This window comes from Flavobacterium sp. JAS (assembly GCF_020991455.1).
Taxonomy (GTDB): Bacteria; Bacteroidota; Bacteroidia; order Flavobacteriales; family Flavobacteriaceae; genus Flavobacterium.
On the sequence record NZ_JAJMOX010000012.1, the window covers coordinates 90619 to 104765 of the forward strand.

The following is a 14147-nucleotide window of genomic DNA, read 5'->3' on the forward strand; positions in this document are numbered from 1 at the left end:
GAAAATAAAAATTCGTGAATTCGTGGCTATTATTTTAAACCCGAAAAGTTCGCAAAGCTGTATAGATAAAGCTTTGCGAACTTTGCGTTTATAATGTCACAGATTTAGTAAAAATCTTTGCGCGCTTTGCGGTTAAATCACCACCAAACCTAGATTTTATTCTGATCAATCCGTTCAAAAAAAGCATCTTTAAAAGTAGCTCCAATTGGCAATTCTTTCGCATTTATAAAAACCGAAAAGCTACCTGTTGATTCAAGCTGTTTTAAAGCAATTACATACGATTTATGTATTTGGATAAAATCCTTTTCAGGCAATGATTCAATTACATTTTTTAAAGACGAATGTGTAATAATTTGCTGTTTCAAGGTATGAATACAAACATAATTCTGAAGACTTTCAACATACAGAATCTCATCTAGAAACAACTTCTGGAACTTATTTTTGCCATCTGTTTTAACGAATATAAAATCAGACGAATTACTATTTGATGAAATCTCTATTTTTGATTCAATATTCAATTTAGAAACTGCCTGATAAAAACGTTCGAACGAGATTGGTTTTAGCAAATAATCAATCGCATTCAATTCAAATCCTTCCAAAGCAAAATCAGGATATGCAGTTGTAAAAATCACTTTAATATCTTTAGAAATAATTCTAGAAATCTGTAAACCTGTTAATTGCGGCATCTGAATATCCAGAAAAATCAGATCTACTTTATTTGAATTTAGAAACTCCAATGCTTTTAATGAATCATTAAAAACGCCCACTTGTTCGAGAAAAGAAACTTTACTGACATAATTTTCCAGGATTCGGGTTGCTGGCGGTTCATCATCAACAATGATACATTTAAACTTCATATTATTTATTTAAAGGAATTTTCAAATACGTTTTAAAGATATTGTTTTCTGTTATTTTTTCAAGTACAAATTGACCTTTATAAGTATATTCCAAACGCTTGGTTAGGTTTTCAAAGCCAATTCCAGTTGACGAATAATTTTCTCCTTCAACCTTATAATTAAACGTTGACATTTCCAGAAAGCCGTCTTTTATTACAATAGAAATAACCGCTTTTCCATCGGGATTATTAGGTTTTCCATGTTTAAAAACATTCTCTACAAAATGAATTAAAGCCGACGAAAGAATTTTTTCAGTCGAATAGTTTCCTTCGATTATAAAATCTAAATACAGCTGGTCTTCAAATCGTTTTTTCTGTAAATGAATATAGTTTTGTATAAATTGAATTTCTTTAGAGAGAATCGCTTCATCCTTCTCCGTCTCGGTAATAACATAGCGCAGTAAATCTGACAATACTAAGATATCTGAAGCCATTTCATCATCTTTCAAAATTAATTGGCTATAAAACGAATTTAAGGTATTAAACAAAAAATGCGGACTAACCTGTGATTTCAGCATCTGAAATTCGGCCTTTTTATTTTCTAAAAGTAACTCCTGATTTTGTTTTTGTGTACTATGAAACTGCCAAAACAAATAACTCAAGGCGCTTAAAATTACGGCAGGTAATCCAAAAAAGAAATTATCACGCACATAATAGGTTAATTCCCTTGACTCTTCACCATAATTATGCATTCCAATGATTTGAAACATAACAACTTCCTGTAAAAAATAACGAACTCCTGCAAAAATTAGTAAAGAAACCGGAATACTCAAAAAATACAGCAAAATCCTTTTTTTGTTCAAAAACCAATCGCAAAAAATGTAAAAATTTAAAATATAAACGATAAAAATTGACAGGACAAAACTTGCATTAAAAAAGAAATACTTGCTGCTAAAAACAGAATCCAATTTTCGATTATTCACTCCAATATCCCAGAGATAAAAGGTGAAAAATAATCCTAAAAAAAGAAGAATATGATAATAAAAGGGGATTTTTAGCTTCATAATATGTTGTTGTTATTTCAAAAATACAATTATGACTTTACATGAATACTCTATTTATATGAAACTTCATTTTTTAATGATGAACTATGAAAAACTTTACACGTAAAATTTGAATGAAGATTTTCAAGTGTTAATCAAACGGAATATAGTGTTCATCAAAAACAGAAAAAACGCTTCTAATCTGCCTGTAAATTTGCAATGAATTTAAACACAAAATCACCATGCAAAAAATTATTTTATTACTAGTACTTATTACATTTAATCTATCCTCTGCTCAAACAAAAAAGAAACAAATATTATTATTTGGAAGTTTCCATTTTGAAAATCCCGGACTTGATGTTGCTAAAGTAAACACCTTTAATGTAATGTCAGACAAGAGTCAGAAAGAATTGGAAAACATTACTGATAAAATTAAAAAGTTTGGACCGGATAAAATTTTCATAGAATGTAATTTCCAAAAACAAGCCGAATTAGATACATTCTATGCTAAAAATACTGATAGCTTACTTAAGAAAGATTCGGATGAAATAGTACAAATAGCTTTAAGATCAGCTAAAAAATTAGGTCATAAAAAGTTATATGCAATTGATTATAATAATACTGATTTCCCATATGATAGTTTGGTAAGTGGAATGAAAGCTGCCAATCAATTTGATTTAATCAAGAAGAATGAAGAAACAATGAAACATTATGAAACAGATTTCAATACAAAAATTACAAAATACTCTTTGACCCAATTACTTTTGGATGTTAATAAACAAGGTATTAGCTGGTATCTTCAAACAGCTATTAAAGGAGGGAAAACAGATAATTTTGTTGGTGCTTATTTAGTTTCGGAATGGTACAGAAGAAACCTCTATATGTATGCTTTGATTCAGAAACTTACAGAAAGTAAAGATGACAAAATAATGGTTTTATTGGGGGCAGGACACACAGCCATGATTAGAGAATTTGTAGAACATAATCCTGAATATGAAATTATTGAATTAGCAACTGTTTTGAAATATTAGAAAATTTAACCGCAAAGGGCGCGAAGGTTTTATCCTGGTTTATGCTCACAAACGCAAAGTTCGCAAAGCTGTAATTGATAAAGCTTTGCGAACTTTGCGTTTGTATAAAGTCATATAAGTAAAAAATCTTAGCGCCCTTTGCGGTTAAATTAGGCTCAAAAAAAATCCCTCCGAATATCGAAGGGATTTTTTTATATAATTGATTTCTTATTTGATTAAGATAATGCAGCTTTAACTTGGTCAGCAGCTTCTTGAAATTGAACAGCTGATAAGATTGGCATACCTGAATTGTCAATTAATTCTTTTGCAATTTCAGCATTTGTTCCTTGCAAACGAACGATAATTGGCACATTGATAGCGTCACCCATGTTTTTGTAAGCATCAACAACACCTTGAGCAACACGGTCACAACGAACGATTCCTCCAAAAATGTTAATCAAAATTGCTTTTACGTTTGGATCTTTTAAGATAATACGGAAAGCAGTTTCAACACGTTTTGCATCAGCAGTTCCACCAACGTCTAAGAAGTTAGCAGGCTCAAAACCAGCGTATTTAATTAAATCCATAGTTGCCATTGCAAGACCAGCTCCGTTTACCATACATCCTACAGTACCGTCAAGATCTACATAGTTCAAACCTACTTCTTTAGCTTCAACCTCGATTGGATTCTCCTCACGGATATCTCTCATCTCAGCATATTTTGGTTGTCTGTATAAAGCGTTATCATCGATATTAACTTTAGCATCAACAGCCATAATTTTGTTATCAGATGTTTTTAAAACCGGGTTGATTTCAAACATAGAAGCATCAGAACCAATGTAAGCATTGTATAATGAATCGATGAATTTAACCATTTCTTTAAAAGCATTTCCAGAAAGACCTAAGTTAAAGGCAATTCTTCTTGCTTGAAAACCTTGTAATCCTACATTAGGATCAACTTCTTCAGTAAAGATTAAGTGTGGAGTATGCTCAGCAACTTCTTCAATATCCATTCCACCTTCAGTAGAATACATGATCATGTTACGTCCTGTACCTCTATTCAATAAAACAGAAACATAAAATTCAGAAGTTTCGCTTTCACCAGGATAGTAAACATCTTCAGCAACTAAAATTTTGTTTACTTTTTTACCCTCAGCAGAAGTTTGAGGTGTAATCAATTGCATTCCGATGATTTGTTCAGCAATTTCTTCAACTTGTTGCAAGTTTTTAGCCAACTTCACTCCACCACCTTTTCCACGTCCACCTGCGTGAATTTGTGCTTTTATCACATGCCATCCTGTACCAGTTTCGGCAGTTAATTGTTTTGCAGCAGCCACAGCTTCAACCGCATTATTAGCCACAATTCCGCGTTGAATGCGTACTCCGTAACTTGCTAAAATTTCTTTTCCTTGATATTCGTGTATGTTCATAATATAGAATTTGTCTGGTTCTGAATTTATTTCAGAATAAAAGTGCGACAAAAGTAGCAAAATTCAACTTAAAAGTAAAATCTTTTTCAATTAAAAAATGAGTGTAATATCTCTAGAGCGTTTATTGATTTTTAATGCGAAGAAATGGTTAACAAAATGATTTGTTAATATTAACTCAAAATCACTAAAACGTTTGATATTTAACAAAAACATCACTGTATTCGCTAGCCTTGCAGCGATTTTTCTTAATATATTTTAATGCTCTTTGTCATTTTGGCAATTCGCAATGCTTAATATAATATTATTATCAATTAAGAAGCGTTTTTCTAGTATTACGATAAAAATGTAAGTCAAATTACAATTTCAATACATTATGTTTAACGAAATCTTTATTTTTGTAGAAAAAATATCAAGAATGAAAGTTAAAGAACAAGGGCTTTATTTGCCTGAATTTGAACACGACAATTGTGGTGCAGGATTTATTTGTAATTTGAATGGTATTAAATCAAATGATATTATTCACAAAGCATTGGATATCTTAATAAAATTGGAACATCGTGGTGCCGTTAGTTCTGATGGAAGAACTGGAGACGGGGCTGGAATTTTATTCGATATCCCACACGCTTTCTTTAAAAAAGTATGTGATTTTGAAATCCCTGAAACACGTGAGTATGCAGTAGGAATGGTTTTTTTACCAAAAAGCAAAAACCAGGTTTCTTTTTGTATGAACGCTTTCGAATCAACTATTAAGGATCAAAATTTAAAGATTCTTGGTTGGAGAGATGTACCTGTTGAAGTTGAAAATTTAGGGCAGATTGCCGCAGAAAAAGAACCAACAGTTAAACAAGTTTTTGTTAGCAAAAACGGTCAGGATTTAACTGAACAAGAATTTAATGCAAAACTTTTTGCAGCTAGAAAAATTGCTGAACACGCTATTAGAGGCTCTAAAACCTCTGAAAGTCACATGTTTTATTTCTCTAGTTTATCGACAACTACCATAATATATAAAGGTCTATTGATGCCGGAAGACATCAGCCGCTATTATGTTGACTTAAAAGATCCAGATTTAGTGACTCGTTTGGCGTTAGTTCACCAACGTTTCTCTACAAATACTTTCCCTTCATGGGAGCTAGCTCAACCGTTTAGATATATGTGTCATAATGGTGAGATTAATACACTTCGTGGAAACGTTAGCCGTATGCGTGCTCGTGAAGAGCTTATGCAAAGCAAAGTTTTTGGCGATGATATCAAAAAACTATTCCCAATTATCTTAGAAGGAAAATCAGATTCTGCTTCTATGGATATGGTTGTAGAACTTTTATTAATGACTGGTCGTTCATTGCCTGAAGCGATGATGATGGTTGTTCCTGAAGCTTGGGAAAAACACCAGACAATGTCTGAGGAGAAAAAAGCATTCTACGAGTTTAACGCTTGTATTATGGAACCTTGGGATGGTCCTGCTTCTATTCCTTTTACAGATGGTAACGTAATTGGTGCCTTGTTAGACAGAAACGGTTTGCGTCCTTCTCGTTACACCTTAACAAAAAGCGGATTCGTGATCATGTCATCAGAAATTGGTGTTCTTGATATCGAACCGGAAGATGTAATACAACACGGTCGTCTAGAACCAGGAAAAATGTTCTTGGTTGATATGAACGAAGGTCGTATTATTGAGGACGAAGAGATTAAAAAAGCAATTGTAACAAAACGTCCGTACAAAGAATGGATCGATGCTAATTTGTTGCCTTTATCTAAAATTCCATATACCAATAATCCTACTCCGGTTGAAAAACTTGATTTCTTAACAAGACAACGTTTATTTGGTTATACAATTGAAGATTTAAAAACCATCATTAACCCAATGGGAGGTCAGGGAGCTGAAGCAATCAGTTCTATGGGTAATGACACACCTTTGGCAGTTTTATCAGACCAACCACAATTGTTGTACAACTATTTCAAACAATTATTTGCTCAGGTTACCAATCCGCCTTTGGATGGTATTCGTGAAGAAATTATTACTGATATCAGTTTAGCGATTGGTGGAGATTTCAATATTTTTGAAATTGAATCTAAACAATGTAAAAAACTAAAAATCCAAAATCCAGTTATCTCAAACGAGGATTTAGATAAAATAAGAAACATTGATCACGTAGATTTCAAATCGGCTACCATTTCTACTTTATACAAAATAGAAAAAGGAGTTAACGGTTTAGAGCGCGCACTTGAAAAATGTGTTCAGGCAACTTTTAAAGCAGTTTCTGAAGGATGTAATATTATTATCCTTTCTGATAGAGGCGTAAGCGAAGAATTAGCTCCAATTCCTATGTTATTGGCTTGTTCTTATATTCACCACTCTTTAAACATCTTGCAAGTTCGTTCTAAATTCGGAATCATAATCGAATCTGCAGAACCTCGCGAACCGCATCATTTTGCTTTATTGTTCGGATATGGCGCAAGTGCGATCAATCCATACATGGTAAACGAAATCATTTACGATCAGGTAGCACAAGGATTCATTACAGGTGTAAAAGCTGATTATGCAGTTGTAAATTACAACAAAGCGATCGCAAAAGGAATCGTTAAAATCATGAACAAAATTGGTATCTCTACTTTACATTCGTACAGAGCTGCTCAGATTTTCGAGATTTTAGGTTTAAACAAAACATTTACGTCTAAATATTTCCCTTACACACCTTCAAGAATCGAAGGAATTGGTTTGATCGAAGTAGAAAAAGAAGTGAAGAAACGTTTCCAAAAAGCATTTCCAAATTCAAAAGTTGCAAGCTTACTTCCTCTTGAAATTGGAGGTATTTACAGATGGAGACGTGGCGGTGAAAAACACATGTTTAATCCAACAACTATTGCTAAATTACAACAGGCAGTTCGTTTAAACAGTCCTGAAAGTTATAAAGAATACTCTAATATGGTCAATGAGCAAAGCTCTAACTTAATGACTATTAGAGGAATGTTTGAATTCAATAATTTAGATCCAATTTCTATTGACGAAGTAGAACCTTGGACCGAAATTGTGAAGAAATTCAAAACAGGTGCAATGTCTTACGGATCTATCAGTAGAGAAGCACACGAGAATCTTGCGATTGCCATGAACAGAATTGGCGGAAAAAGTAACTCTGGAGAAGGTGGAGAAGATCCAAAACGTTTCCAGAAAGAAATTAACGGAGATTCCAGAAATAGTGCCATCAAACAAGTTGCATCAGGACGTTTTGGTGTTTCGATCAACTATTTGACAAACGCTAAAGAGATTCAGATTAAAATGGCTCAAGGAGCAAAACCTGGTGAAGGTGGTCAGCTTCCTGGAGAAAAAGTGGTGCCTTGGATTGCCGAAACCAGAAACTCTACACCTTATGTAGGTTTGATTTCGCCTCCGCCACATCACGATATTTATTCTATTGAGGATTTATCTCAGTTGATTTATGATTTGAAAAATGCGAATCGTGAAGCACGTATCAACGTAAAATTAGTTTCTGAAGTTGGAGTTGGAACAATTGCTGCCGGTGTTGCAAAAGCAAAAGCTGACGTTATCCTGATTTCTGGTTATGATGGAGGAACTGGTGCTGCACCACTTACTTCATTACAACACACAGGAATTCCGTGGGAACTTGGTTTAGCCGAAGCACAACAAACTTTGATCTTAAATGATTTAAGAAGTCGTGTAGTTCTTGAATGTGACGGACAATTAAAAACAGGTCGTGACGTAGCAATCGCTGCATTATTAGGAGCGGAAGAATTTGGTTTTGCAACTGCGCCACTTGTAGCTTCGGGATGTATTATGATGAGAGCTTGTCACTTAAATACTTGCCCGGTTGGTATTGCAACTCAGGATCCTGAATTGAGAAAAAATTTCAAAGGAACTCCGGAGCACGTCATCAACTTCATGTATTTTATTGCTGAGGAATTAAGAGAAATCATGGCACAATTAGGTTTCAGAACTTTAAAAGAAATGGTTGGTCAATCACAAAAATTAAATGTGAATAAAGCGATCAAACATTACAAAGCCAATGGTTTAGATTTATCATCAATTTTATACAAACCGGAAAAAGCTAAAACGGTTCCAAATCACAATACAACTGAACAAGATCACGATTTAGAAAACGTATTGGATTTTGCGATTATCAAAGAAGCGATTCCGTCTATTTATAGAAAAGAAAAAACAAGAGTTACGTTTAAAATTAAAAATACAGACCGTTCTGTAGGTGCCATTTTGAGTAATGAAATCTCAAAAATATATGGCGCACAAGGTTTACCTGACGACACTATTTTAGTTGATTTTGAAGGTTCTGCCGGACAAAGTTTTGGTGCTTTTGCAACAAACGGATTGTCGTTTAAGATTCACGGAAACTGTAATGATTATTTAGGAAAAGGTCTTTCCGGAGGAAAATTGATTATCAAGGTCCCTCCTACTGCAACCTTCAAACCTGAAGAAAACATCATTATTGGAAACGTTGCCCTTTACGGAGCTATTACCGGAGAGGCATATATTAATGGAATGGCCGGAGAGCGTTTCTGTGTAAGAAATTCTGGAGCAACAGCAGTTGTTGAAGGAATTGGAGATCACGGATGCGAGTACATGACAGGTGGTACCGTAGTTGTTTTAGGAAAAACAGGAAGAAACTTCGCTGCTGGTATGAGCGGTGGTGTAGCTTATGTTTATGATCCAAATCAAAAATTCGATTCAACTTTATGTAACATGGAAATGGTTGCATTTGATCCGATGGAAGAGGAAGACGTTACAAAACTAAAACGATTGATCAAAAACCATTCATTGTACACCAGCAGTCCATTAGCAAAAAGAATTTTAGCAGACTGGGAAAATGAACAAAACAATTTCGTAAAAGTAATGCCAACTGATTACAAAAAAGCATTACAACGAATTGCAGAAGAGAAAAAAATAGAAGAATTAATAGCTGACTAAATGATTGTAGATTTTAGAGTTCAGATTTTAGATTAATAAACTTTGTCTTCCTGAGCGAAGTCGAAGTATTGAAATTGGAATTTGGAATTTAAAAGATTGGAATTTTAAAACATCATTTAGATTTAATTAAAAATGTCATGGGTAAAATAGGGGGATTTAAAGAATATAACAGAGCTGACGAAAGTAATTTAGCAGTTGCAGAACGTGTTTCGAACTACAACGAATTTACTATTCCGTTAGCAAAAGATAAAATAAAAGAACAAGGTTCGAGATGTATGGATTGTGGAATTCCTTTTTGCCACAGTTCTTGTCCATTAGGAAATTTAATTCCTGATTTCAACGACATGGTGCATCAGGAAGAATGGCAAAGCGCGTTAGAGATTTTACAATCTACTAATAACTTTCCGGAATTTACAGGACGCTTATGCCCTGCTCCATGTGAGAAATCATGTGTATTAGGAATCATTAAAGAACCGGTTGCAATCGAAAACATCGAGAAAAACATCATCGAAAGAGGTTTTGCCGAAGGTTGGATTAAACCACAACCACCAAAAAAGAGAACAGGGAAAACTGTTGCTGTTGTTGGTTCAGGTCCTGCAGGTTTAGCAGCGGCTCAACAATTAAACAGAGCAGGTCATACTGTAACTGTTTTTGAAAGAGATAATGCTATTGGAGGTTTATTACGTTACGGAATTCCGAATTTCAAATTAGAAAAAGGAATCATCGACAGACGTGTTGCCATCCTTGAAGCTGAAGGAATCACTTTTAAAACTGATGTAAATGTTGGAGTAAACTTTAGTGTTGAAGAACTAAATGCTTTTGATTCTATCGTATTATGTGGTGGAGCAACAGAAAGAAGAAGTTTGCCAACTAAAGGAATCGAAAGCAAAGGCGTTGTTCAGGCAATGGATTTCTTGACACAACAAACTAAAGTTTTATACGGGGAATCAATTCCAGATCAGGTTAAAGCGACCGGAAAAGATGTAATTGTAATTGGTGGTGGAGATACAGGTTCTGACTGCGTTGGAACTTCAAACAGACACGGAGCTAAATCTGTAACTAATTTTGAGATTTTACCAAAACCTCCAGTTGGAAGAAGCGAATCGACTCCTTGGCCTTTCTGGCCGTTGCAGTTGAAAACTTCGTCTTCTCACGAAGAAGGTTGCGACAGAAACTGGTTAATCAACACTAAAGAATTCCTTGCTAACGAAAAAGGAGAATTAGTAGGATTAAAAACCGTTGAGGTGCAATGGAAAATGACTCCTGGTCAGCGTCCTGAATTAATTGAAAAAGAAGGTTCAGAGAAAATCTGGCCTTGCGATTTAGCTTTATTGGCTTTAGGATTTACGGGTCCGGAGAAAACTTTAAGCGAGCAATTAGGACTAGAAATTGATATGAGAAGCAACTATAAAGCAACAAATTATCAAACGAATGTACCGCACATTTTCACTGCCGGTGATATGCGAAGAGGACAATCGTTAATTGTATGGGCTATTTCAGAAGGTCGCGAAGCAGCAAGAGAAGTAGATATGTTCTTAATGGGCTCTACCAACCTGCCAACCAAAGGAAACGGGGACTTACCAAGTCTTTAGTTTTTGAGTTACTAAGATGCTAAATTGCTGAGGTTCTAAGTTTTTCTTACTTCCTTCATCTTAAAATAACTTAAAAAATCAAGAATTATCAGGTAGTCTTTAAACCTTATAACACACAACTAACAGAAGCCCCTGAATTAATTCAGGGGCTTTTTTTCGCCACGAATTTCACGAATTTTCTCTAATTTTTATTGTTAGAGTTTTACTATGCGCAAGTTTAATTAGTGAAAATTCGTGACCCGAGCGATAGCGAACAGGCGAAGCAAATTCGTGGCGAAAAAAAATAAATAATCTGCGCAAATCCTTTAACCTGTGGCAAAATCTTAGTACCTTAGAACCTCAGCAACTTAGAACCTAAAGAGAATTTTACAAAAATTCGAAATAAACCACTTTTTGTTTAAAAACAAACAATTTGTTACAATTTGTTATTTTTCTACAAAAAATTTGTCGTTAGTCAAAAGAGTAATAAATTTGTCCAAAATAGTTTAAAAAATGCAAGCAAAAGATTTACTGCAGTTAGCAGACCAATTTGGAAGTCCATTATATGTTTATGATGCCGAAAAAATCCAATCTCAGTACAATAGGTTAACTAAAGCTTTCTCTAAGGTAGAAAACTTGAGAGTTAATTATGCCATGAAGGCATTGTCAAACGTTGCGATTCTTCAGTTATTAAAGAACATGGGGTCTGGCTTAGATACTGTATCAATTCAAGAAGTTTTATTGGGACTTCATGCTGGCTATGATCCTGACAAAATCTTTTTTACACCAAACGGAGTTTCTCTTGAAGAAATCGAAGAGGTTGCCGCAATGGGTGTACAAATCAATATTGACAACTTATCTATTCTGGAGCAATTCGGGACAAAATATCCACAAATTCCGGTATGTATTCGTATCAATCCGCACGTAATGGCCGGTGGAAATGCTAATATTTCGGTAGGACATATCGATAGTAAATTCGGAATTTCGGTACATCAAATACCGCATATCTTGCGAATTGTCGAGAATACAAAAATGAGTATTGTTGGAATTCACATGCACACAGGATCTGATATTCTTGATATCGAAGTATTCTTGTATGCAGCTGAAATCTTGTTTGACACGGCAAAACACTTCAAAAATCTAGAGTTTTTAGATTTCGGAAGCGGATTCAAAGTTCCTTACAAAAAAGACGATATCGAAACAGACATTGAAGAATTAGGTAAAAAATTATCAAAAAGATTCAATGCTTTCTGTACAGAATACGGTAAAGATTTAACACTGATTTTCGAACCAGGAAAATTCTTGGTGAGCGAAGCAGGTTTCTTCTTAGCAAAAGTAAACGTTGTAAAACAAACAACCTCAACAGTTTTCGCAGGAATCGACAGTGGTTTCAACCACTTAATCCGTCCGATGTTTTACGGTTCACAACACTATATTGAAAACATTTCTAATCCTAAAGGAAAAGAGCGTTTTTACTCTGTTGTAGGATACATTTGCGAAACAGATACTTTTGCCAACAATCGCAAAATTTCGGAAATTACTGAAGGTGATATTTTAGCTTTCAGAAACGCTGGAGCATATTGTTTCTCAATGTCTTCAAACTACAATTCAAGATACAAACCAGCTGAGGTTTTATGGAAAGACGGACAAGGAATCTTGATTCGTCAACACGAAACATTCGAAGATTTGCTTAAAAATCAAATTCCGTTGCCACAAGAAGTTGCTGCAACAGTTTAAAATAAAAAAAAAGAGAATATCTATTGAATCCCGTTTCTTAATTGAAGCGGGATTTTTTTTATTACAACAAAAATTCAGAAAATCTATTGAATTTTTCTAAAAAAAACAATTCAAAAGGATCCTAAAAAATGGTTTCCATAATTGTCCCTTTCGTTGCAAAATCAATCTGTTTTTTTCATAATTTCGTTTTTAATTGTCAGAAAAAACACAAGTCATTTTTACACAACTAATTACAAAACAGAATTTTGACTTTATTTTTCAAATAAATTCATAATCTTAAAAACTTAAATATGAAATACAAACAATTAGGAAATTCCGGCTTAATTGTATCTGAGCTTTGCCTTGGAACAATGACGTTTGGACAAGGAGAACATTTTGGATTTCAATCCACAATAGACGAAAAAAAAGCAGCCGAACTAGTCGATAGCGCAATTGATAATGGCATTAACTTTTTTGATACCGCGGACGGCTACGGAAATGGACAAAGTGAAATTATTCTTGGAAAGGTTTTAAACAAAAAAAGAAAAGATGTCTTAATTACCACCAAATTATCTTTTAGAACAGGAGAACAGGCTTTTAATGCCGGTGTAAATTCTAAACATATTATTGAGCAATGCCACAATAGTCTAAAAAATTTGCAAACTGATTACCTTGATGTTTTGTTACTCCATAATGATGATCCCATTACCCCAATTGATGAAACTTTGAAAGCTTTAGAAAACTTAGTTCAGCAAGGCAAAGTTAGGTATATTGGATTTTCTAATTATCAAGCCTGGAAAGCAGCTGCCATGACGCAGCGCCAAAAAGATCTACATTACAGCCCTTTTGTAGCATCGCAAATGCACTACTCTATTTTAAATCGAGAGGTTGAACGTGAAATAATCCCCATGAGTTTGCATTATGGAATCGGAATGATGGTTTGGTCGCCTTTAAGCAGTGGCTTCTTGACAGGAAAATACACAAGAGACAATCCAAATCCTAAAGACAGCCGACTAAACAACTTTGACCTCGGACTTTTTGATAGAGAACTTGGATATACTGTTATTGACAAATTAACCGAAATTGCAAAACGTCACAATACCACTGTTACTGCAATTTCTTTAAGTTGGCTATTAACAAAAAAAGTAGTTTCTTCTGTTATTATTGGCGTTAGCAAAACCGAACAATTAAAAGAAAACCTAGCCTGTCAGGAAATTCAACTAAGCGAAAAAGAGATCAGTGAAATTGACGAACTAACAAAATTAGAACCAAAATATCCAGCAACATTTATTAATCTTCAAGATCCTATTTTATTGAATGCGAAAACAAAGTAAACCTGTTCGGTAGATTTTAACACTTACCAAACTTGCTCTTTTAAACTCTGAAACTTAATAATTAGTATATCTTTTGATTGTCACAAGAAGTTGCTGCAACGGTTTAAAATAAAAAAAAAGAGAATATCTATTGAATCCCGTTTCTTAATTGAAACGGGATTTTTTTATTGTAGATTTTAGAGTTCAAATTTATACTTGTCAGGCTTAGCTATCCCGTATCCCACAAGGTTTACCGCCTAGTTTGTCATTTCAACGTAAGGAGAAATCCTCGCAAG

Annotated in this window: 8 protein-coding genes; 5 read left to right on the forward strand and 3 right to left on the reverse strand. The window is 34.2% G+C overall.

The window, feature by feature from the left end:
- Window positions 1-149 precede the first annotated feature (149 nt).
- Together LPB88_RS18500 and LPB88_RS18505 are read right to left on the reverse strand one after the other, a co-directional pair.
- Window positions 150-857: a LytTR family DNA-binding domain-containing protein gene (locus LPB88_RS18500; RefSeq protein WP_230717138.1), complete on the reverse strand. Its 708-nt coding sequence runs from the start codon at window positions 855-857 to the stop codon at window positions 150-152.
- Window position 858: 1 nt separating this feature from the next.
- Window positions 859-1680: a sensor histidine kinase gene (locus LPB88_RS18505; RefSeq protein WP_230717139.1), complete on the reverse strand. Its 822-nt coding sequence runs from the start codon at window positions 1678-1680 to the stop codon at window positions 859-861.
- A gap of 440 nt (window positions 1681-2120) precedes the next feature.
- On the opposite strand from LPB88_RS18505, the gene LPB88_RS18510 reads away from it, so the two are divergent.
- Window positions 2121-2909: a DUF5694 domain-containing protein gene (locus tag LPB88_RS18510; RefSeq protein WP_230717140.1), complete on the forward strand. Its 789-nt coding sequence runs from the start codon at window positions 2121-2123 to the stop codon at window positions 2907-2909.
- Between the two features lie 215 nt (window positions 2910-3124).
- On the opposite strand, the gene sucC is transcribed toward LPB88_RS18510, so the two are convergent.
- Window positions 3125-4318 (reverse strand): ADP-forming succinate--CoA ligase subunit beta, encoded by a 1194-nt coding sequence (gene sucC, locus LPB88_RS18515; protein ID WP_230717142.1) that lies wholly within the window; start codon window positions 4316-4318, stop codon window positions 3125-3127.
- Window positions 4319-4733: 415 nt separating this feature from the next.
- On the opposite strand from sucC, the gene gltB reads away from it, so the two are divergent.
- The 4 genes from gltB (at window position 4734) to LPB88_RS18535 (ending at window position 13872) form a co-directional block, all read left to right on the forward strand.
- The gene (gene gltB / locus LPB88_RS18520) at window positions 4734-9251 is read left to right on the forward strand and encodes a glutamate synthase large subunit (protein ID WP_230717144.1); all 4518 of its coding nucleotides are present in this window, start codon (window positions 4734-4736) and stop codon (window positions 9249-9251) included.
- Between the two features lie 137 nt (window positions 9252-9388).
- On the forward strand, window positions 9389-10843 hold the full coding sequence (locus tag LPB88_RS18525) for a glutamate synthase subunit beta (RefSeq protein WP_230717145.1): 1455 nt from the start codon (window positions 9389-9391) through the stop codon (window positions 10841-10843).
- A 492-nt stretch (window positions 10844-11335) separates the two neighbouring features.
- The gene (lysA, locus tag LPB88_RS18530) at window positions 11336-12559 is read left to right on the forward strand and encodes a diaminopimelate decarboxylase (protein WP_230717147.1); all 1224 of its coding nucleotides are present in this window, start codon (window positions 11336-11338) and stop codon (window positions 12557-12559) included.
- Window positions 12560-12849: 290 nt separating this feature from the next.
- Complete coding sequence (locus LPB88_RS18535) at window positions 12850-13872, forward strand: aldo/keto reductase (RefSeq protein ID WP_230717149.1); 1023 nt, start codon at window positions 12850-12852, stop codon at window positions 13870-13872.
- Window positions 13873-14147 lie beyond the last annotated feature (275 nt).

Coding starts and splice junctions, on each gene's coding strand:
- LPB88_RS18500 (WP_230717138.1), bottom strand. CDS start 857: ATGAAGTTTAAATGTATCATTGTTGATGATGAACCGCCAGCAACCCGA.
- LPB88_RS18510 (WP_230717140.1), top strand. CDS start 2,121: ATGCAAAAAATTATTTTATTACTAGTACTTATTACATTTAATCTATCC.
- sucC (WP_230717142.1), bottom strand. CDS start 4,318: ATGAACATACACGAATATCAAGGAAAAGAAATTTTAGCAAGTTACGGA.
- gltB (WP_230717144.1), top strand. CDS start 4,734: ATGAAAGTTAAAGAACAAGGGCTTTATTTGCCTGAATTTGAACACGAC.
- LPB88_RS18525 (WP_230717145.1), top strand. CDS start 9,389: ATGGGTAAAATAGGGGGATTTAAAGAATATAACAGAGCTGACGAAAGT.
- lysA (WP_230717147.1), top strand. CDS start 11,336: ATGCAAGCAAAAGATTTACTGCAGTTAGCAGACCAATTTGGAAGTCCA.
- LPB88_RS18535 (WP_230717149.1), top strand. CDS start 12,850: ATGAAATACAAACAATTAGGAAATTCCGGCTTAATTGTATCTGAGCTT.